We start from the raw sequence: 20,824 nt of genomic DNA, 5'->3' as shown, positions 1-20,824 counted from the left end.
TTTCACGTCCTCCTCGACATTGACATTGGCTCATTCAACGCTGGCTCTGCCGTTCCAACTTTAAATCGGAATCACATCCACAACTTGCTAGTTGTAAAACCGCCCATGCCAGCGATACTCGCCTTCGATAAGATCGCCAGCGACTTGTATGCGAGGCGCAATGCCAATCTCATTGAATCCCGCACCCTCGCCGCCACCCGCGACGCCTTGCTCCCCAAGCTGATGTCCGGCGAACTCCGCGTCCGCGAGGCCGAGGCGCTGGCGGCATGATCCGCACCCCCGGCACCCCCGCCTGATGGCAAGGTTCACCGAATCCGTCGTCGAGGACGCCGCGCTCGCCTGGCTGGCCGAGCAGGGCTGGCAGGTCGCCTATGGCATCGACGCCTCGCCCGACGGCAGGGCGCCGGAGCGTGCCGCCAACAGCGATGTGATCCTGACCGCGCGCCTGACCGCCGCGGTCGATCGGCTCAACCCGCACATCCCCGCCGACGCCCGCGCCGATGCGATCCGCAAGGTGCTGGCGGTCGAGATGCCGGGACAGGTCGAGGAGAACCGGCGGCTTCACCGGCTGATCGTGGAAGGGGTGCCGATCGAGTACCGCGCGGCAGATGGCGCGATCCGTGGGGACCGCGTGCGGCTGGTCGACTTCACCGAATCTTCCGGCGGACTCGACATGAACGACTGGCTGGCGATCAACCAGTTCACCGTCATCGAGCGGGGCCACACCCGCCGCCCCGACATCGTGCTGTTCCTCAACGGCTTGGCCGTAGCGGTGATCGAGCTGAAGAACCCCGGCGACGAGAACGCCACCTTCACCGGCGCGTACAACCAGCTCCAGACCTACAAGCGCGAGATCGGATCGCTGTTCCGCACCAACGCGCTGTTGATCGCGTCGGACGGCATGACCGCGCGGATCGGCTCGCTGACCGCCGACCAGGAACGCTTCATGCCGTGGCGCACCGTCGATGGCGAGGACATCGCGCCTAAAGGGCTGCCCGAGCTGGAGGTGATGATCGCCGGCGTGCTGGATCGGCAGCGCCTGCTGATGCTGATCCGCGACTTCACCGTGTTCGGCGATGGCGGGCGCGGCATCGTGAAGATCATCGCCGGCTACCACCAGTTCCACGCTGCCCAACGCGCCGTCGCCGCGACGCTGCGCGCGGTGCCCGGTGTCGCGGCAGACAGCGCGATGCGGGAAAGCCCGTTGCGCTACGGCCTGCCCGACGCCGCCGCGCACCCCGATGGCGACCGCCGGATCGGAGTGATCTGGCACACGCAAGGCAGCGGCAAGAGCTTTCTGATGGCCTTCTACGCCGGGCTGCTGGTGCGCGAACCAGCGCTGGAAAATCCGACGATCGTCGTCATCACCGATCGCAACGACCTAGACGACCAGTTGTTCGCGACCTTCTCGATGTGCGCCGACCTGATCCGCCAGACCCCGATCCAGATCGACAGCCGGGAGGATTTGACCGATCGGCTCGATCGCGCGTCCGGCGGGGTGATCTTCACGACCATGCAGAAGTTCGCGCCGCCGCCGGGGACTAGCGACTATCCCGCGATCAGCGACCGCCGCAACGTCATCGTCATCGCCGACGAAGCTCACCGCTCGCAATATGGCTTCCGTGCGCGGATCGATCGCAAGACCGGCGAGCTGGCCTATGGTTTCGCCAAATATCTGCGCGATGCGTTGCCCAACGCCTCATTCATCGGCTTCACCGGAACGCCGATCGAAAAGGACGACGTCAACACGCCCGCCGTGTTCGGCGACTATGTCGACGTCTACGACATCAGCCGCGCGGTCGAGGACGGCGCGACGGTACCGATCTATTACGAGAGCCGGCTGGCCCGTATCGAGCTGCCGCCCGAGGAACTGCCGGTCATCGATGCCGAGATCGACGGCCTGACCGAGGACGAGGCGACCAGCGAGCAGGAGCGGCTGAAGCAACGCTGGTCCGCTGTGGAGAAGCTGGTCGGATCGAAGAAGCGACTGGAGCTGGTCGCCGCCGATCTGGTCGCGCATCTCGAAAACCGGCTGGCGGCGATGGACGGCAAGGCAATGGTCGTCTGCATGAGCCGCCGCATCTGCGTGGCGCTCTACGACGAGATCGTCGCGTTGCGGCCCGACTGGCATAGCGAGGACGACAAGACGGGGGCGGTGAAGGTCGTGATGACCGGCTCCGCCGCCGACGTGCCCGCGTGGCAGCCGCACATAGGCAATAAGGCGCGGCGCGACCTGCTGGCCAAGCGGGCGAAAGACCCGGCCGACCCGCTGAGGCTCGTGATCGTCCGCGATATGTGGCTGACCGGCTTCGACGCGCCGTCGATGCACACGATGTATATCGACAAGCCGATGCGCGGCCACGGCCTGATGCAGGCGATAGCGCGCGTGAATCGCGTGTTCCGCGACAAGCCGGCCGGGCTTGTCGTCGATTACATCGGCATCGCGCAAAACCTGAAGAAGGCGCTGGGCCAGTATTCCGCATCCGACGCGGCCGAGACGGGCATCGACGAAGCGCAGGCCGTCGCGGTGCTGCTCGAGAAGTTCGACGTCGTGCAGGCGATGTTCCACGGCTTCGACTGCACGCCCGGTATATCCGGCACCCCGGTCGCGCGGCTGAAATGTCTGGCCGAGGCGATCGAATTTATCCTCGCCCGCCAGCATCAGGCAGCCGCGAAAGAGGCGACCGACGAGCCTCGCAAGGCGGCAAATCGTCGCTTTCAGGATGCCGTGTTGGCCCTGACCAAGGCCTTCGCATTGGCCGCCGCCAGCGATGAGGCCCGCAAGATTCGCGATGACATCGTCTTCTACCAGACGGTTCGCGCCGCCCTCGCCAAGACCGGCGGCGGTGGCGGCTCAACCGGCGACCGCGATTTCGCCGTGCAGCAACTGATCGACAAGTCGGTGGTGTCGACCGAGATCGTCGACATCCTGCGCGCCGCCGGGCTGACCACGCCCGACATCTCGATCCTGTCCGACGATTTTCTCGCCGAGGTGAAGGCGATGGAGCGCCCGAACCTGGCGCTGGAGGCGCTGAGGAAGCTGCTTGGCGACCAGATCCGCTCCCGCAGCCGCACCAACGCGGTCGAAAGCCGTCGCTATTCCGAACGGCTGACCGACGCCATCGCCCGCTATCACACCAATGCTGTCAGCACGGTCGAGGTGCTGCAGACGCTGATCGACCTCGCCAAACAGATCCGGGCCGAACAGGCCCGCGGCGAGGCGGAAGGGCTGACCCCGGAGGAGATCGCGTTCTACGACGCGCTCGCCGACAATGAGAGTGCCGTCGACATCATGGGCAACGACAGCCTGAAGGTGATCGCCGCCGAACTGGTCAACAACCTGCGCGCCAACGCCACCGTCGACTGGTCCCACCGCGAGAGTGCGCGGGCCAGGATGCGTGTGCTTGTGAAGCGGATTCTGCGCAAATATGGCTATCCACCCGACCTTCAGGACGCAGCCGTCCAGACCGTGATCCAGCAGGCCGAATTGCTGGCAGGCGCATGGTGATTGGGTGCTTAGCCAAGGCGGAAACCCGCTTCGGGCGGTTTACAGGGCCCCGGCTAAGCTATTGATTTTACGATAGCCGATTTTGCCTAGTTTACAGCGGAAACGGCAGATTTCAGCCATTTCCTGTAGCTTGGGAAGCTTCTGCTCTACCATTGAGCTACACCCGCAAGGCGCTCCGTCGGAGGACGGTCTGTCGCGTTGGCCGGCGCTTATCGTGTGGGGCGTGCGGGTGCCAGGGGGCGTCAGGTACGTGCGATGCGGATCGCCGTGCCCGCGACCCATGGTCCGCCGGCGGTCAACAGCAGGCTGGTCGCCGCCAGCAGCTTCCATGCGCCGGGCCCGCCGTCGATCGCGCCCGCGCCGAAGATCACGATCGGCAGCGCGAAAGGCAGCATGACCAGTCCGGCGACCGCGCCCGCGCCGCGCAGTCCGGCAACCAGCGCGGCGGTTGCGACGGCCAGTGCGGCCAGACCCGGCGTGCCGAGCAGCAGACCCGCCTCCAGCGCCCACAGCGTTGCCGCATCTAGGCCAAGCAGCGCCGCAGAAAGCGCCGCCGCCAGCATCATGGCCGGCGCGAAGCCGAGCCAGTGGCCGATGGTCTTGGCCAGCGCGATGCCCGCGCCGCTCCATCCGCGGATCGCCAGTTGATCGATCACGCCGTCGTCGAGATCGGGGCCGACCAGCCGTTCGATCGGCAATAGTGCGGCCAGCAGCGCCGCCGCCCATGCGACCCCGCCGCCGATCCTTGCGAGCAGCGCGGCGTCCGGCCCGATGGCAAAGGGAAACAGCGTCGCGACGAGCAGGAAAAAGGCGACCGGCAGCATGATCCCCCCGCCGCTCCACGCCCGCCGGACTTCGCGCAGGATCAGTGCGATCACAGCGCGATCTCCGCTGCGTCGGGCAGCGCGACGGGGACGTGGCTGGCGACCAGCACCGCGCCGCCGTTCGCGCGGTGCCGGGCGATCGCGGTTTCGAGCAGCGCGAGCGACGCCGCGTCCAGCCCGTTGGCAGGTTCGTCGAGCAGCCACAACGACGCACCGCCCGCGATGACGCGGGCGATGGCGGCGCGGCGCTTCTGTCCGGTCGACAGCATCCGCACCGGCACGGGCGCCAGCGGTTCGATCGCCATCGCCGCCATCGCCGCCGACACGGCGTCGCTGCCGTCGATCCGCGCCCAGAAGCCGAGCGCCTGTGCCAGCGTCCGTTCGAGGTCGAGTGCGGCGGCATCGGCCAGCAGCCCGCATCGCTCCGGCCGCACCACCGTGCCGGCATCGGGCGGCAGCAGTCCGGCGGCGATGCGGACCAGCGTCGATTTGCCGACGCCGTTGGGGCCGCGCACCAGCAGCGCGTTGCCGCGATCGAGCGTGAACGACAGATCGCGGAACAGCGTCGTACGCCCGCGCGCACCGGTCACGTGGTCGAAGGCGAGGATGCTCAACCGGCGGCTTCGAGCGCGTGCATATCGTCGTCGGACAGGCCGAAATGATGCCCGACCTCATGCACCACGACATGACGGATCAGATCGGTCAGATCGACCCCGGTTTCGCACCATTCGGCCAGCAGCGGCTGGCGATACAGATGGATGCGGTCCGGCATCCGCATGCCGTCGAACGCCGATTTGTCGCCGATCGGCTGGCCGTGATACAGGCCGGTCAGTTCGAACGGATCGTCAAACCCCATCGCGTCGAGCGTTTCGTCGTCGGCGAATTCCTCGACCAGCAGGACGATATCGGACAGGTGGCCGGCGAACGGTTCGGGAATGCGTGCCAGCGCGGCGCGGGCGATCGCCTCCATCTCGGCGGCGGTAGGGGCGGTTCGCGCTTGATCGGACATGGCCTTGGGCATAGGCCCGCGCGGGTATCGGAGACAAGGGAGGGTATATGGAACCGCTGAGCCAGGCCGAACGCGCGGAGGCGCTCGACGGCTTGCCCGACTGGGACCATGATATCGGCCGCGATGCGATCGTGCGCAGCTTCACCTTCGACAATTTCAGCCAAGCGTTCGCGTTCATGACGCAGGTCGCGTTGCTGGCGGAGAAGGCCGATCATCACCCCGAATGGTCGAACGTGTACAACCGGGTCGACGTCCTGCTGACCACGCACGACGCCGGCGGCATGTCCGAACGCGATATCGACATGGCGCAGGCGATCGACGCGCTGGTGGAGTAGGGGCCGGCGGTCGCGCGCCACCTGCCGTTCAGTCGATCATCGCCTCCAGCACCCCGCGCACCTTCGCCAGCCGTTCGGCCGGATCGTCGATCCGCGCGGCGACGATCCACCGGCCGTTCTTTTCCGTCAGCGCCTCCACGGCGGGCGTATCGACCGGGTGGCGCGGGGTCAGCGCGATCGCGGCGGGACCGGCATCGACCTTCGCGACCTGTGCCGTCGCCGCGAGCAGCCGTACGCGCGCGGTGTCGAGCAGCGGGCGGGCCGCGTCGGGGATTTCGCCGAACCGGTCTTCCAGCTCTTCCTCGAACGCGTCGAGCGATGCCTCGTCCTCGATTCGCGCTAGCCGGGCATAGAGGGTCAGGCGCAGCTCGACTTCGGGTATCCATGTTTCGGGCAGGCAGCCCGACAGGCCGAGATGGAGTTCGGGCACCCAGCGATCGACGTCCTCGCCGCGTGCCGCACGCAGCGCGCGGCCGAGCAGGAACTGGTAGAGGTCGATGCCGATCAGCTTCATGTGGCCCGCCTGCGCCTCACCGATCAGGTCGCCCGCGCCGCGCATGTCGAGGTCGCGTGCGCTGATCGCAAAGCCTGCGCCCAGCCGGTCGAACGCCTGAAGGGTACGCAGCCGCTTCGCAGTCGCCTCTGCGACGGTACGATCGGGATCGGTGGTCAGCAGCACCTGTCCACGCCGTCCGCCGCGTCCCACCCGGCCGCGTAACTGGTGGAGCTGCGACAGGCCGAATCGGTCGGCGTGGTGCACGATCATCGTATTGGCGCGCGGAACGTCCAGTCCCGCCTCGATGATATTGGTCGCCAGCAGCACATCGCCGTCACCGGCGGCGAACGCGACCATCGCGTCGTCGATGTCGGCTGGCGGCATCTTGCCATGTGCCACCACCAGGCCAAGCTCGGGCGCCAGTTTGCGCAGCCGTTCTTCCAGCGGCGCGATATCCTCGATCCGGGGGACGACGACGAAGCTTTGTCCGCCGCGTGCCCGCTCGCGCAACAAAGCGGTGCGGACGGTGATATCGTCGAACGAGTCGATCGTCGTACGGATCGGCTGGCGTCGGGCGGGCGGGGTGGCGATGACCGACAGTTGCTGCAACCCGATCAGCGCGGATTGCAGGGTCCGCGGGATCGGCGTCGCCGACAGCGTCATCACGTGATCGCCAAGTTCGCGCAGCCGCGCCTTGTCCGCAGCGCCGAACCGCTGTTCCTCGTCGATCACCGTCAGCGCAAGGTCGCGATAGGCGACGCCCTTGCCCGCCACCGCGCCCGTGCCGATCACGACCCCGATGCTGCCGTCCGCCAGACCGGCCTTCACCCGCTTCTTGTCCGCAGCGCTGGACAGGCGCGACAGCCCGGCGACTTCGATGCCGGTGCCGTCGAAGCGGCGGCGGAACTGTTCGAGATGCTGGCGGACGAGGACCGTCGTCGGCGCGGCGACGACCACCTGACGCCCGGCCAGCGCGGCGAGTGCGGCGGCGCGCAGCGCGACCTCGGTCTTGCCATAGCCGACGTCGCCGATGACCAGCCGGTCCATCGGCCGGCCCGATGCCAGATCGGCCCGGGTGGCGGCGATGGCGCGTGCCTGATCGGGGGTTTCGGTGAAGGCGAACCCGGCCGCGAAGCGTTCATAGGCTCCGGTATCGGGCGCGATCGGATCGACCGTCACTTCCGCGCGGGCGGCGGCGATCGCGGCCAGTTCGCGCGCGCTTTCGGCGATGGCGGCATCGATCGCGCCACGCCGCTTCTGCCAGCTGGTGCCGTCGAGCGAATCGAGCGTCACCGCGTCGGCATCGGCGCCGTAGCGCCAGATGCGGTCGGCCTCCGCCACGGGCACCAGCCGACGCGCGCCCTTGGCATATTCGAGGATGATCGCGTCTCCCTCCGCCGGGAGCATTTCCAGTCCGGCGACGCGGCCGATGCCGAAATCCTCATGCACCACCACGTCGCCGACGCGCAGTTCGCTGGCCTGTGCGAACATCTGGGCCTGTGACCCCGACCGTTCGTCGCCCATCGCGCGTCCGCCGAGCAGATCGCTGCTGGCGACGACGGTCACGCCGTCCATCGTGAACCCGCGGTCCAGCGGCGCGACCAGCAGCATCGCGGTGCCGGGTTCGGCGCTGGTCGCCGCTTCCCAGCAGTCGATCGTCACCGGATCGGTCCGGCCGAGCGCCGCCAGTCGCCGCCCGAGAAAACGCAGGTCGCGCGGTGATCCGACCAGAAGCAGCCGGCCGTCGGCCAGCACGCCGCGGGCGAATTTCCCGAAAGCGCGCGTCGGGCTGTTGCCCGTGACGAAGCGTGGCGGCGGTGCATCGGCATCGGGAAGTTCGATCCGGTCGCACGTCGCCAGTGCCGCCTGCCATGTCGTCGCATCTACCAGCGCGTCGGCACCGCGGCGCCGCCGCCGGGTCGCGTCCTGCGCCAGATCGAGGAAGCGTCGCCGCCGCCGGTCGACATCGGCATCCATCGCGACCGCCGCGTCCACCAGATGGTCGGTCAGGGGAACGCCGTCGCCGGTTTCCGGTTCGGCGGCACGACCGATCACTATTTCGGACAGGTCGGCATCGCCGCGCTGCGTGACGGCGTCATAGGTGCGAATCCATTCGATCCGGTCGTCGGCGATGCCGATCCGGGCCGGACATTCGGCGTCGGCGGGAAAGATATCGATCACCCCGCCGCGCACCGCGACCTCGCCCGGCTCGTCGACGCGGTCGTCGACGATATACCCCAGATCGATCGCGCGATCGGTGAACGCTGACACGTCGATCGCATCGCCGACACGCATCAGCGGCGGCGCGATGTCGAATGCGGCAGGGGCGGGCAGGCGCAGCGCCGTCGCCTCCGCCGTCGTCACGCACACCACATGGTCGCCGGCAGTCGCCGCCTGCCGCAACCGGCGCAACGCCGCCACGCGCTGTCCGACGTTGGCGGGCGATGCGGGGGCATCGTCGCCGGGCAGCGCATCGGTCGACGGCAGATGGACGACGCATCGGTCGGGTGCGAACGCCGCCAGCGTCGCGACGATCGCGGCGGCGCGCGCTTCGTCGGACGCGACGAACAGGACCGACCGGCCCGACGCCCGATCCGCCAGCATCGCGGCGACCGGGCCGGGCGCGACACGCTCCTGCTGCGCGGTAAGAAGCTGATCTTGCGAAGGTTTTGCGTGGAGCATGCGGAGATCCCGATAAGCCGTTCAGGCGTCATTGGGTCAACGAAGCGTGATCGCACCGCGTTCCGCAGCCCGTCGCACGCTGGCATTTATCGAAAAACGGAAAGTTTCAACCGGTCCGGCTACCGTTGGAAAGACGGCGATGCTATCCCCGGCCCGATGCCGGCGGGGGCCGGTCGACTGGAGATGACGATGTCGAAAAACTGGTTGCGCATCGGTGCCGCGCTGTCGCTGCTGGCGGGCGTTCCCGTTCATGCACAGGTCGCGGAGACGCCGCCCGCGCCCGCGACGCAGGCCGAACCCGCCACCGCCCCGGCGACGCGCGACGCCGATCCGGCATTGTGGGTCGTGAAGGACAAGGACACCACCATTTATCTGTTCGGCACGGTCCATGTGCTGAAGCCCGGCCTGTCTTGGTTCGACGATGCGGTACGCACCGCGTTCGACAAATCGTCCGAAGTCGTGATGGAGATCGTATCGCCGACGCCGGAGCAGGCGCAGGCGGCGGTGATGAAGTCGGCCGTGAACATGACCGGACCGCGACTGAGCGAGAAGCTGCCCGAAGCGGAACGTCCGGCCTTTGCCAAGGCGGTGGCCGACGCCGGGTTGCCCGCCGGCGCGCTGGAACCGCTCGACCCGTGGTTCGCGGCGTCGACGCTGACGCTGCTGACGTTGCAGAAGGACGGCTATGACCCTGCCAGCGGCGTCGAACAGGCGATCACGCAGGCGGCGAAGGCGGCGAACAAGCCGGTGACCGGGCTGGAGACGATCGACCAGCAGTTCGGGTTCTTCGATTCGCTGTCGGATGCGGCGCAGGTGACGTTCCTGACCGAAACGCTCAAGCAACTGCCCGAAGCTGGCCCGATGATCGAAACGATGGTCGATCAATGGGCGAAGGGCGATCCCGCCGCGCTGGCCGAAACGGTCAACAGCGGCATGACGACGACGCCGGAGCTGAAACGCATCCTGCTGACCGATCGCAACACCGCATGGGCGAAGTGGATCGAACAGCGCATGGCGCGGCCGGGCACGGTGTTCGTGGCGGTGGGGGCGGGGCACCTTGCCGGTGCCGGCAGCGTGCAGGAGGCGCTGAAGCGTTACAAGCTGCGTGCGGTGCGGGTGAAATACTGACCGGGGGCGGGCGGGCGCGCATCGTGCGCGTCCGCCCGCTCACATCCGGTACGTGCGGGGAGCAATGCGCTGCGCCGCTCCCCGCATCGGGATCAGGCGGTGCAGCTCTGCGAAGCCTTGCCCGGCTGGGTCAGCGTGATGCTCTTGGGCGTACCGGTCAGCTTGTACCCGCCCTCGGCGACCAGCGGCTCACCCTTGGTTTCGGTCTTCAGGCGGACGGGGGCATCCCCCTGCTTCGCGCGGAAATTGGCCTGCAGATCGCCTTCGAAGAAGTCGATATAGACGAGGCTGTTGTCCTTGCATCGGAACGTGACGCTCGCCTTGACGGGGGGCGGAAGTTCGACCGGCGCGCGGTTCGCAAGCTGCGAAGCGAGCGGATCGGGCGCGCGGGTGTCGAGCTGTTCCGGCTGCTGCTGCCCGCAGGCCGAAAGGGCGAAGGCCGCGACGGTGGCGGCGAGGAGAAGGGGGTGCTTCATGGTGAGAGGCGTTCGCAAAGCGGGACGGCTTCGTCAAGCCGACTTGCGTGCTTTGCAGCATCGCCCTGCCGCAACGCAACAATCATGCGTCATTATGGCACGTCGAACCGGTATTCGATCACGCTTCGCCACATCTGGTTCGGGTCCAGCCGGGCGCTGGGGAAATCGGGCCGGTTCGGACTGTCCGGGAACGCCTGTGGCTCAAGACAGATGCCGTCGCCCTGTCGATACAGGCGACCGTCCTTGCCCGGCTGCGATCCGTCGAGGAAATTGCCGGCATAGAGTTGCAGTCCGGGCGCGGTGATCGCCACCCGCATGACGCGACCCGATGCCGGATCGCGCAGCACCGCCGCCGGGCGCAGCGTGCCGGGCGCACCATCGACGATGAAATTATGGTCGTATCCGTGACCGATGACCAGTTGCGGGTCGCGGCCGTCACGAACGCGATCGCCGATCGCATGGGGCCTCCGAAAATCGAAGGCCGTTCCCGCGACCGCGCGGCGCTCCCCGGTCGGAATCGACGTGACATCGACCGGGAGGAAGGCGGCGGCGTTCAGCGTCAGTTCCTGGGCCAGCGCATCGCCCCGCCCGCCCAGATCGAAGAACGCATGGTTGGTCAGATTCACGATCGTCGGTGCGTCGCTGACAGCGCGGTAATCGATCGTCAGCACGTCCGGCCCGAGCGTGTAGGTCGCGGTCGCACGCAGCGTCCCCGGATAGCCGCCGTCGCCATCGGGACTGACCAGCGCCAGCGTCACCCGGGCGCGGTCGGCGTCGGCCGACACGTCGGTCACGTCCCACAATCGTTTGTCGAACCCGTCCTCTCCGCCATGCAGATGGTTGGGACCGTTATTGGTTTCGAGGCGGTATTCGCGTCCGTCGAGGGTGAAGCGCCCGCCCGCGATGCGATTGGCATAGCGTCCGGCAGTGACGCCGAACCATGCCGGGCGGGTGCGATAGGATTGCACGTCGTCATAGCCCAGCACGACGTCGCCCGGCGTCCCGTCACGATCGGGGACCGTCAGCGACTGCAACGTCGCGCCCAGCGGCAGGATACGCGCCGACAATGCCCCGTTGGTGAGTTCGATCGCGTCGGCGGGCGCACCGTCCAGCGTGCCGAATGCGATGCGGGTGGCGGTGGGCGTCGGCATGAACATGGTCTTTCGTTGGACCGTCGACCGGCCCGGAGGACGAACGGCGGATGCCCCTATCGGCTCCACCGCGCGAAGATCGCGGTCGGCAAGGTCAATCCGCGCGTTTCCTCACGCACGCCCAGTTCGCCGCATTCGATCCGCCCGCCCAGATCGCCGAGCGACTGGTTCAGCAGTTCGCCGATCGCGAGCGCCGACATGCGCACGGCATAGACCGTCAGAAACAGGAACCGCGATTCGCCGTCGAGCAGCCGGCGGCAATCGGCGATCAGGCCGGGAAGATGCTCCTCCAGCTTCCACACCTCTCCGCCCGGGCCGCGGCCCCATTTCGGCGGGTCGAGAATGATGCCGTCATATCGCCGGGCGCGCCGGACCTCGCGCGCGACGAACTTGCCGGCGTCCTCGACCAGCCATCGTACCGGCTTGTCGGCCATGTCCGACAATGCGGCGTTGGCGCGCGCCTGCTCGACCGATTTCTTCGACGCATCGACGTGCACGACGCGCGCGCCCGCCGCCGCCAGTGCGAGGCTGCCGACTCCGGTATAGCCGAACAGGTTCAGGCATTCGGGGTTCGTGGCGCCATCGATCCGCCCGCGCATCCAGTCCCACACCGGTGCCATGTCGGGAAAGAACCCCAGATGGCGGAACGGCGTGTTGCTGGCGGTGAAGCGTACCTCCCGCCATGTCAGCGGCCAGTCGCGCGGGGGCTGGTCGACAAACTGCCAGCGGCCGCCGCCATCCTCGTCCGATCCGGGGACGAATTCGCCATGCGCGTCCCATTCGGACAGGGCGGGCGCCCACATCGCCTGCGGCTCCGGCCGGATGAATCGATAGGGGCCATAGCGTTCCAGCTTGCGGCCATGCCCGCAGTCGATCAGGCCGTAATCGGCCCATGGCTCGCCGATGAGTGCGATCGGGTCCATCAGCCGCGCGGCGTCGCCCGTTCGGCGATCCATGAAGTCACCGCGTCGAACGTCGCGGGCAGCGTGACATAGCGTTCCTCGCGATCGAACAGGTCGCCGACCCGTGCGGGCAGCGTGGCGTGCGTGCCGATCGCCGCTTCGACGGCATCGGGGAATTTGGCCGGATGCGCGGTCGCCAGCGTGACGACCGGTCCGTCGATGTCCGATTCCAGTGCGGCGGCCAGCGCGATGGCGGTGTGCGGGTCCAGCGTCTGCGCGGCATGGTCGTGCGCCCAGCGCATGGCGTGCGCCATCCCGTCAGCATCGATGCGCGCGCTGGTGAACAGTCCGGCCGCGCCCTGCGACTGGGCATTGGTCAGCCGCATCGCGCGGCTCGCCTCGAACCCCTGCATCTGCTGCGCCAGCGCGAGGCCGTCGCGCCCGCCCAGATCGTGGAGCAGACGTTCGAAGTTCGAGCTGACCTGGATGTCCATCGACGGGGTCGCGGTCGGCGTGACGCTGGCGCTCGAATAATCGCCGTTGGTCAGCGCGCGGTGCAGGATGTCGTTGACGTTGGTCGCGACGATCAGCCGCGTGATCGGCAGGCCCATGCGCGCCGCGACATAGCCCGCGAACACATCGCCGAAATTGCCGGTCGGCACCGAAAAGGCGATCGGTCGGTCGGGGCAGCCCAGCCGGACGGCGGCGTAGAAATAATAGACGATCTGCGCCATCAACCGCGCCCAGTTGATCGAATTGACCGCCGACAATCGGAAGCGTCCCGAGAAACCGGGATCGTTGAACATCGCCTTCACCAGCGCCTGCGCGGTGTCGAAGTCTCCGGCGATCGCGATGTTGTGGACGTTGGTGTCCAGCACCGTCGTCATCTGCCGCCGCTGAACGTCGGAGACGCGACCCGCTGGGTGGAGCATGAAGATATCGATATTGGTGCGGCCCGCCACGGCGTCGATCGCTGCCGATCCGGTGTCGCCGCTGGTCGCGCCGACGATCGTCAGCCGCTGATCGGTGCCGTGCAGGAATCGTTCGAACAACAGCCCCAGCAATTGCAGCGCCACGTCCTTGAACGCCAGCGTCGGCCCGTGGAACAGTTCCAGCAGCCACTGGTCGTGATCCAGCTGGACCAGCGGGGTGACGGCGGCATGGCTGAACCGGCCATAGGCGGCGCGGCACAGCGTGCGCAGTTCATCCTCCGACAGGCTGTCGCCGACGAAGGGCAGCATCACCCGCACCGCCGTTTCGGCATAGTCCAGCCCGGCCAGCGCCGCGATCTGGTCGCGCGTCATGGTCGGCCATTCGGCGGGGACGTACAGCCCGCCATCGCTCGCAAGCCCGGCCAGCGTCGCGCCGGCGAAATCGAGGTCGGGCGCGCTGCCCCGTGTGCTGTGATACCGCATGGCCCGCCCGGTTAACGACTGCGGCGACGAAGCGCCAGCAGGTAGATGACGATCGCGGCAATGGCGAAGGCGAACCACTGCACCGCATAGGCAAGGTGGTTGTTCGGCAGCGATGCCGGGTCGGGGCGGCGGCTGGCTTTCAGTCCGGGGGCGGGGGTATCCGCAACGATCAGCGGTTGCGGCGGGGTGGCGTTGCCGGTCAGCCGGTCGAGCAGCGACGTGCTGCCGGGCGCGTGGCTTAGGGTGCCGGTGACGGGTCCGCCCGCCCAGACCGGCTTGATCGCGAAGTCGGTGGATACGCCCTTGTCGACCGGTACGATGCGGCCATCGGTCGTGCGGCAGGCGACGATGTGGCGATATCCAGTGCTGTCGTCGACCGCGCGCCCGGCTGCCATGGTCCATGCGCCCGTCGATGCACAGGTGGCGGACACGCGGGCGAACAGCAGCGCGTCGGTGATCTGTGCGGGCAGCGGTACCGTTGCGCGGTCGAGATTGGCGGCGGCACGGGCGAGCAATGTTTCCTTTTCCGCCCGCCGCTGCAACTGCCACGCGCCCAGCCAGACCATCGTCGCGACTGCGAGCAGGACGACCAACGTCGGCAGGACGGGTAATTTCCTCATCGGCGGGTATCGATCCGGCCCTCGCGCGCAGCGTTGCGGAACTCCAGCGCGAGCAGCACGCCCTTGGCGATGCGCAGTGACCCGACCACGCCCGCCACGGTCAAGGGCAGCCACAGCGCGACATGCACCCACCATGGCGGCCCGACCGAAAGCTCCAGCCAGATGGCGAGGATAGTGATGATCGTGCCGATGCCGGTCGTCAGAAAAGCCGCAGGCCCGTCGCCGACGTTGAACTGCGTGAAGTCGAGATCGCAGGCGGAGCAGCGATCGGCGAACGCGACGAACCCGCGGAACAGTGTCGGCGCGACGCATCGCGGGCACAGTCCCCGTACGCCGCAATCGAACGGCGCGGGACCGCCGCCCGCGCCTGGTATCTCAGTCATCAGCCGCCATGGATCGGCGCGCCCCAGCCGCCCCAGACATAGATGACGACGAACAGGAACAGCCACACCACGTCTACGAAATGCCAGTACCACGCCGCCGCTTCGAACCCGAAATGTTGCTTCGGGGTGAAGTCGCCCTGATAGGCGCGCAGCAGGTTGACCGCGAGGAAGATCGTGCCGACCAGCACGTGGAACCCGTGGAAGCCGGTGGCCATGTAGAATGCGGCACCGTAATTCAGGCCGGCGAACGGCATCGGCGCATGGATATATTCATACGCCTGGATGCACGAGAACAGCGCGCCGAGCAGGACGGTGGCCCACAGCCCCTTCTTCACGCCGTCATTCTCGCCCACGCCGATCGCGCCCCACAGACCCTTCAGCGCGCCACCGCGCTGGTTGTGGATCAGCGCATGATGCGCCCACGTCACGGTCGTGCCCGACAGCAGCAGGATGAAGGTGTTGAGCAGCGGCAGCTCGAACGCGTTCAGCACTTCCAGCCCGGCAGGCGGCCATTGTGCAGCCACGGCAGTCGAACCCGCCTCGATCAGCGAGACGCCTTCCTCATGGTTATACTGGACGGCGGCGGGGAAGAGCGCGAAATCGAACCACGACCAGAACCAGCCGACGAAGAACATCACTTCCGACGCGATGAACAGGATCATGCCGTAGCGCAGGTGCAACTGCACCACCGGCGTATGGTCGCCTGCCTTCGCTTCGCGGATCACGTCGACCCACCAGAACGCCATGCACGCCAGCGTCGCGATCAGGCCAAGTCCGAAGACCAGCCCGCCCAACGCCGCCTTGTTCATCCACATGACGCCGCCCGCCGCCAGTGCGAACGCCGACAGCGAACTGGCGAGCGGCCAGATGCTGGGGGGCAGGATATGGAAATCGTGGTTCTTCGCGCCTGCCATCATCCGTCCCTGTACGTGCCGGCCCCTTGTCCGGGGCATGTCTGCATTGATCCTATCCGTTCGTCTTGCCCGAATCCACCGGGTAAAACGTATAGGACAGGGTGATCGCGCGGATATCGCGTGCGTCGGGGTCCGCCAGCATCTTCGGATCGACGAAGAAGACCACCGGCATCCGCACCTTCTCACCGGGTTGCAGCGTCTGCTGCGTGAAACAGAAGCACTGGATCTTGGTGAAATATTTGCCCGCCTGGCTGGGCGTCACGTTGAACGTCGCGGTGCCGGTGACTGGCCGGTCGGACAGGTTCTTTGCCGTGAAGAACGCCATGTCGCGTGCGCCGATATCGACGGTTTCGGACGCGCGTTCGGGACTGAATTGCCATCCCAGCGCCGGATTGGCGTTGGCGTCGAACCGAACCGTCACGCGGTCGCCCACGCCGCCGGGCGCGGATTGCCCGCGCTGCGTCGTGCCGTTGAAGCCGGTGACCTGACAGAACATGCGGTATAGTGGCACACTGGCGAAGCCGACGCCGGTCATCCCGGCAACGCCTGCCACGGCGAGCAGTGCGGTGCGCAGGTTGCGGGTCACGATCCCATGCCCGCCTGTATCTTCACGATCGTGATCGCGAACATCAGCACGACGAACCCGCCCAAAAGCCATGCCATGACGGTGGCGCGGGCGCGTTGGCGTGCGCGGATACGATCATCTTCCTCAGGCATGGGGCATCCACCGGTCGGCAACGAGTGCACCGAACATCGCGAAAAGATACAGGATCGACCATGCGAACAGCCGCTTTTCGGGCTTCATCGCATCGTCGGGTTGCGTGGTGCGGGTCGCCACGCGCAGCGCCAGCACGCCGAACACGGCGGTCAGGACGATGGCCGAAACGCCATAGACCGCGCCGGTCAACCCGAGCGGCCACGGCAGGATCGCCACCGCCGCCATCGGCAGCGTGTACAGCCCGATCTGCACCCGCGTCGTCCGTTCGCCCGCCACGACCGGCAGCATCGGTACGCCGGCATTGGCGTAGTCGGTCTTCACGAACAGGGCGAGCGCCCAGAAATGCGGCGGCGTCCACAGGAAGACGAGAGAGAACAACAGGAACGGCAGCAACGCGATGTCACCGGTCGCGGCCGCCCACCCGATCAGCGGCGGAAACGCGCCCGCCGCACCGCCGATCACGATGTTTTGCGGGGTCCGGCGCTTGAGCCACACGGTATAGATCAGGACATAAAACAGGATCGACACCGTCAGGATCGCGGCGGCGGGCAGGTTGACCGCCAGTCCCATCAGCAGGACGGAAAAGATCGCGAGACCGACGCCGAAGTGCAGGGCGGATTGCCGGTCCATCCGTCCGGCGGGCAGCGGACGACCGCGCGTCCGCTTCATCTTCGCGTCCAGATCGGCTTCGTACCACTGGTTCAGCGCCCCGGCCGCCCCCGCGCCCAGCGCGATGCAGAGCACAGCGGTGAACCCCAGCACTGGATGGATCGTCACCGGCGCGGCCAGCATGCCGCATAGGCCGGTGAACACCACCAGCGTCATCACACGCGGCTTGGTAAGCGCGAGGAAGTCGCGCCAGTCGGCCGGCAGGGTCATCGTCTGCGCATTCATCGCCGTCATATAGTCGGTTGTGTGCGTTGGGGAAAGCGGATGTGACGTACGCCGCGTCGTTCGAAAATGCGGCAGTAATCCAGACGCGGGCGGACCGCTTGTGGGAGATTGCCGTGCCTTGGACCCGCGCCCAACGATGATGCGCTGTTCCGCAATTACGGCCGTAACGGGGTGCGTGCCAACCCGGGCCATCGGGTTGTACGATCCCGCCTCGTATGGAGGCGTTCAGCGCGCAGGCCGGTGGCACGCGCGTGTCGCACATCGCCGCGTAACCGGTTGCTGCACAAACCGGGCGTTAGTTTCAGCACCGGTTCCCCGTTCTGCTCGGCCTCGACGCACTACGCTGCGCCTTGGCCCCCAACGACAAACGCCCCGGATTTCTCCGGGGCGTCGTTCGGTTCTGGATCGGTGCAACCCGGTCAGTCGACCTTGGGCAGCGTTTCGAACTGGTGGAACGGCGGTGGCGACGACAACGTCCACTCCAGCGTCGTGGCACCTTCGCCCCATGGGTTTCCCGCCGCCTTGCGGCCGGCCATCAACGAGATCACGATGTTGACGAAGAAGAACACCATGCCGATCGCCATGATGACATAGCCCATCGAGGCGATGTGATTGTAGAAGGCATAGGCGTCGGGATAGTCGGGGTAGCGTCGCGGCATGCCCTGTGCACCGAGGAAGTGCATCGGGAAGAACATCACGTTCACGCCGATGAAGAACACCCAGAAGTGCAACTGGCCGAGCAGTTCGTTGTACATCCGGCCCGACATTTTCGGGAACCAGTAGTAGAAGCCGGCGAACAGCGCGAACACCGCGCCGAGCGACAGCACATAGTGGAAATGCGCCACGACGTAGTAGGTGTCGTGCAGCACGTCGTCCACGCCGCCGTTCGCCAGCACGACGCCCGTGACGCCGCCGACGGTGAACATGAAGATGAACCCGATCGCCCACAGCATCGGCGTGGGGAAGCGCAGCGAGCCGCCCCACATCGTCGCGATCCAGCTGAAGATCTTGATGCCGGTCGGCACCGCGATGATCATCGTGGCGGCGGTGAAGTACATCTTGGTGTTCACCGACAAGCCGGTGGTGAACATGTGGTGTGCCCATACGACGAACCCGACCGCGCCGATCGCGACCATGGCATAGGCCATGCCGAGATAGCCGAACACCGGCTTGCGGCTGAACGTCGCGACGATGTGGCTGACGATGCCGAAGCCCGGCAGGATCATGATGTACACTTCGGGATGACCGAAGAACCAGAACAGATGCTGGTACAGGATCGGGTCGCCGCCGCCGGCCGGATCGAAGAAGGTCGTACCGAACTTGCGATCGGTCAGCAGCATGGTGATCGCCGCCGCCAGCACCGGCAGCGACAGCAGCAGCAGGAACGCGGTGACCAGCACCGACCACACGAATAGCGGCATCTTGTGCAGGGTCATGCCCGGCGCGCGCATATTGAAGATGGTGGTGATGAAGTTGATCGCACCGAGGATCGACGACGCGCCCGCAAGGTGGAGCGACAGGATCGCCATGTCCACCGACGGTCCGGGTTCGCCATAGGTCGACAGCGGTGCATAGACGGTCCAGCCCGTGCCCGCCCCGTCGCCGAACATCGTGCTGCCCAGCAGCAGCGCGAAGGCGGGGATCAGCAGCCAGAACGAGATGTTGTTCATGCGCGGGAACGCCATGTCGGGTGCCCCGATCATGATTGGCACGAACCAGTTGCCGAAGCCGCCGATCATCGCCGGCATCACCATGAAGAACACCATGATGAGGCCGTGCGCCGTGATGAGCACGTTCCAGAAATGTAGCGCCTGATCGCCTTCGTGACCCGACAGCCATGGCAGCCACTGGATGCCCGGCTGCGCCAGTTCGAGACGCATGATGCCCGAAATCGCGCCGCCGATGATCCCGGCGACGATCGCGAAGATCAGATAGAGGGTGCCGATATCCTTGTGATTGGTCGACATGAACCAGCGCGCGAAAAAGCCGGGCTTGTGATCGGCATGATCGTGATGCGCGTCGTGACCGTGTCCGTGCGCGTCGAACGCATGGCCGGCAGGAAGGGCGGTATCGGTCATCTTACTGGTCCACGTTGCCGACGCCGCCGCCGTTGCCGGTAGCGCGTTGGGTGGAGGGAGAGGCGGCTTCGGTGGCGTTCACGACCGGGGTGCCGGCGTCCGATGCGGTGTTGCCGGCTTCCGACGTGGCGTCGGCGGCATCGGCACCCGGCTGCGGGATCACGGCCGATGTCGGCTTTGCCGCCTCGGCCGCGCTGGGCAGCGTGCCGCCCTTTGCGCGAATCCACGCGGCGAACTGTGCCGGCGGTACCGCTTCGACCGCGATCGGCATGTACGCATGACGCGCACCGCACAATTCGCTGCACTGACCGAAATACAGGCCGGGCTTTTCGATGGTGAAGCTGGTTTCGTTCAGCCGGCCGGGCACCGCGTCCAGCTTGATCCAGAAGGCCGGGATCGCCCAGCTGTGGATCACGTCGGTGGCGGTGGTGATGAGCCGGATCGGCACGCCCACCGGCAACACGATGCGATTGTCCACCGCCAGCAGGCGCGGACCGTCCGCGTCGGTGCGGAACCGCTGACCGGGACCGACCTCGTTCTTTTCCTTCAGCATGTTGGCGGTCACCGACACGCCGCCGAAATCGGGATATTCGTACGACCAGAACCACTGGTTCCCGATCGCCTTCAGCGTGACCGCATTGTCGGGCGCAGGCTTGAACTGCCGTGCGAGCAGCCCGATCGACGGCACCGCGATCGCGGCGAGGATCAGCACCGGCGCGGCGGTCCAGATCACCTCGATCACCGTGTTGTGCGACGTCCGCGACGGGGTCGGGTTCGCCTTTTCGCGAAAGCGCACGACGACGTACAGCAGCAGGAACAGGACCAGCAGCGAGATGACGACGATCACCGGCATCAGGATGTCGTTGTGGAACGCCCGGGCCTCACGGCCATTCGGCGTCACCTGTTCTTGCAGCGCGATGGCGCGGTCGACCGGTTGCCCGATCCCGTCGCGCGCGGTCAGGCGCGGCGATCCGTCCGCGTTCAGCGTCGGGTCCTGCACCGCGACGGGCGCGGGCGCATCGGCGGTCGACGCCGGCGCGGCCTGACCGGTCGGCGCGGCTTCCACCGAACCGGGCGGTGGTGCGCCTGCCTGCGGCGCTGTCGCCGGGCCATTTGCCGCACCGGGAGTCACCGCCTGCGGCTGGGCTGCATAGGCCCCGCCTGCAAGTGCGACCGCCGCTGCGACCACGAACATCCTCACCCCAAACCTTCGCATCGTGTCGTGTCACCCTGTTGTGTGGCACGCGGCACGCATTGTTCTTGCCGCGTGCGCGGGCGTATGGAACCCTAC

General features: G+C 67.0%; 20 protein-coding genes. 4 read left to right on the top strand and 16 right to left on the bottom strand.

Translation table 11 applies throughout. From position 1 onward, the window contains the following. The first annotated feature begins 105 nt into the window (after nucleotides 1-105). Together IFT55_RS06820 and IFT55_RS06815 are read left to right on the top strand one after the other, a co-directional pair. Nucleotides 106-270 (top strand): hypothetical protein, encoded by a 165-nt coding sequence (locus IFT55_RS06820; RefSeq protein WP_192090340.1) that lies wholly within the window; start codon nucleotides 106-108, stop codon nucleotides 268-270. A 25-nt stretch (nucleotides 271-295) separates the two neighbouring features. Beyond that, nucleotides 296-3,508 (top strand): type I restriction endonuclease subunit R, encoded by a 3,213-nt coding sequence (locus IFT55_RS06815; protein ID WP_192090338.1) that lies wholly within the window; start codon nucleotides 296-298, stop codon nucleotides 3,506-3,508. A 242-nt stretch (nucleotides 3,509-3,750) separates the two neighbouring features. Here IFT55_RS06815 and IFT55_RS06810 read toward each other — a convergent pair whose 3' ends face one another. From IFT55_RS06810 to IFT55_RS06800, 3 genes are read right to left on the bottom strand one after another with little or no spacing between them, the layout of a single operon-like run. Then, entirely contained in the window at nucleotides 3,751-4,386 is a 636-nt protein-coding gene (locus IFT55_RS06810) for a heme exporter protein CcmB (RefSeq protein WP_192090336.1), read from the bottom strand. After that, nucleotides 4,383-4,946 carry a heme ABC exporter ATP-binding protein CcmA gene (gene ccmA, locus IFT55_RS06805; RefSeq protein ID WP_192090335.1) on the bottom strand — a complete coding sequence of 188 codons (564 nt, stop codon included), beginning with the start codon at nucleotides 4,944-4,946 and terminating at the stop codon, nucleotides 4,383-4,385. The genes IFT55_RS06810 and ccmA overlap by 4 nt, the downstream gene beginning before the upstream one ends. Next, entirely contained in the window at nucleotides 4,943-5,341 is a 399-nt protein-coding gene (locus IFT55_RS06800; protein ID WP_249403640.1) for a metallopeptidase family protein, read from the bottom strand. Before IFT55_RS06800 ends, ccmA begins: the two co-directional genes overlap by 4 nt. Before the next feature lie 47 nt (nucleotides 5,342-5,388). Between IFT55_RS06800 and IFT55_RS06795 the strand changes: the two genes are divergently transcribed. Then, entirely contained in the window at nucleotides 5,389-5,676 is a 288-nt protein-coding gene (locus IFT55_RS06795) for a 4a-hydroxytetrahydrobiopterin dehydratase (protein WP_192090331.1), read from the top strand. A gap of 28 nt (nucleotides 5,677-5,704) precedes the next feature. On the opposite strand, the gene IFT55_RS06790 is transcribed toward IFT55_RS06795, so the two are convergent. Next, on the bottom strand, nucleotides 5,705-8,854 hold the full coding sequence (locus IFT55_RS06790; RefSeq protein WP_192090329.1) for a TRCF domain-containing protein: 3,150 nt from the start codon (nucleotides 8,852-8,854) through the stop codon (nucleotides 5,705-5,707). A gap of 189 nt (nucleotides 8,855-9,043) precedes the next feature. On the opposite strand from IFT55_RS06790, the gene IFT55_RS06785 reads away from it, so the two are divergent. Continuing rightward, on the top strand, nucleotides 9,044-9,982 hold the full coding sequence (locus tag IFT55_RS06785; RefSeq protein ID WP_249403639.1) for a TraB/GumN family protein: 939 nt from the start codon (nucleotides 9,044-9,046) through the stop codon (nucleotides 9,980-9,982). Nucleotides 9,983-10,074: 92 nt separating this feature from the next. On the opposite strand, the gene IFT55_RS06780 is transcribed toward IFT55_RS06785, so the two are convergent. The 12 genes from IFT55_RS06780 to coxB all read right to left on the bottom strand — a co-directional run bounded on the left by IFT55_RS06780 (nucleotide 10,075) and on the right by coxB (nucleotide 20,728). After that, on the bottom strand, nucleotides 10,075-10,458 hold the full coding sequence (locus IFT55_RS06780; RefSeq protein WP_192090325.1) for a hypothetical protein: 384 nt from the start codon (nucleotides 10,456-10,458) through the stop codon (nucleotides 10,075-10,077). A 92-nt stretch (nucleotides 10,459-10,550) separates the two neighbouring features. After that, nucleotides 10,551-11,609: an aldose epimerase family protein gene (locus IFT55_RS06775; protein WP_192090323.1), complete on the bottom strand. Its 1,059-nt coding sequence runs from the start codon at nucleotides 11,607-11,609 to the stop codon at nucleotides 10,551-10,553. Between the two features lie 56 nt (nucleotides 11,610-11,665). Beyond that, nucleotides 11,666-12,532, bottom strand: a complete 867-nt coding sequence (locus IFT55_RS06770) for a class I SAM-dependent methyltransferase (protein ID WP_192090739.1) — start codon at nucleotides 12,530-12,532, stop codon at nucleotides 11,666-11,668. Next, nucleotides 12,532-13,926 carry a threonine synthase gene (thrC, locus tag IFT55_RS06765; protein ID WP_192090321.1) on the bottom strand — a complete coding sequence of 465 codons (1,395 nt, stop codon included), beginning with the start codon at nucleotides 13,924-13,926 and terminating at the stop codon, nucleotides 12,532-12,534. Before thrC ends, IFT55_RS06770 begins: the two co-directional genes overlap by 1 nt. An 11-nt stretch (nucleotides 13,927-13,937) precedes the next feature. Continuing rightward, entirely contained in the window at nucleotides 13,938-14,546 is a 609-nt protein-coding gene (locus tag IFT55_RS06760) for an SURF1 family protein (RefSeq protein ID WP_192090319.1), read from the bottom strand. Continuing rightward, nucleotides 14,543-14,929, bottom strand: coding sequence for a DUF983 domain-containing protein (locus IFT55_RS06755; protein ID WP_192090317.1), 387 nt, complete (start codon nucleotides 14,927-14,929; stop codon nucleotides 14,543-14,545). The genes IFT55_RS06760 and IFT55_RS06755 overlap by 4 nt, the downstream gene beginning before the upstream one ends. Further along, nucleotides 14,929-15,843, bottom strand: a complete 915-nt coding sequence (locus IFT55_RS06750) for a cytochrome c oxidase subunit 3 (RefSeq protein WP_192090315.1) — start codon at nucleotides 15,841-15,843, stop codon at nucleotides 14,929-14,931. The genes IFT55_RS06755 and IFT55_RS06750 overlap by 1 nt, the downstream gene beginning before the upstream one ends. Before the next feature lie 52 nt (nucleotides 15,844-15,895). Further along, nucleotides 15,896-16,429, bottom strand: coding sequence for a cytochrome c oxidase assembly protein (locus tag IFT55_RS06745; RefSeq protein WP_446740707.1), 534 nt, complete (start codon nucleotides 16,427-16,429; stop codon nucleotides 15,896-15,898). After that, nucleotides 16,426-16,560 carry a hypothetical protein gene (locus IFT55_RS17560; protein ID WP_274604023.1) on the bottom strand — a complete coding sequence of 45 codons (135 nt, stop codon included), beginning with the start codon at nucleotides 16,558-16,560 and terminating at the stop codon, nucleotides 16,426-16,428. Before IFT55_RS17560 ends, IFT55_RS06745 begins: the two co-directional genes overlap by 4 nt. Beyond that, nucleotides 16,553-17,455 (bottom strand): heme o synthase, encoded by a 903-nt coding sequence (locus IFT55_RS06740; protein WP_192090737.1) that lies wholly within the window; start codon nucleotides 17,453-17,455, stop codon nucleotides 16,553-16,555. The genes IFT55_RS17560 and IFT55_RS06740 overlap by 8 nt, the downstream gene beginning before the upstream one ends. A 419-nt stretch (nucleotides 17,456-17,874) precedes the next feature. Next, a complete protein-coding gene (ctaD, locus tag IFT55_RS06735; protein ID WP_192090311.1) occupies nucleotides 17,875-19,533 on the bottom strand; it encodes a cytochrome c oxidase subunit I in 1,659 nt (552 codons plus the stop codon). 1 nt (nucleotide 19,534) lies between these two features. Next, a complete protein-coding gene (coxB, locus tag IFT55_RS06730) occupies nucleotides 19,535-20,728 on the bottom strand; it encodes a cytochrome c oxidase subunit II (RefSeq protein ID WP_249403637.1) in 1,194 nt (397 codons plus the stop codon). Between the last annotated feature and the right edge of the window lie 96 nt (nucleotides 20,729-20,824).

Origin of the sequence: Sphingomonas sp. CFBP 13720 (genome assembly GCF_014842075.1) — a bacterium.
GTDB lineage: Bacteria > Pseudomonadota > Alphaproteobacteria > Sphingomonadales > Sphingomonadaceae > Sphingomonas.
The sequence above is the reverse complement of the archived record's forward strand: the minus strand, read 5'-3'. Positions and strand labels throughout refer to the sequence as shown.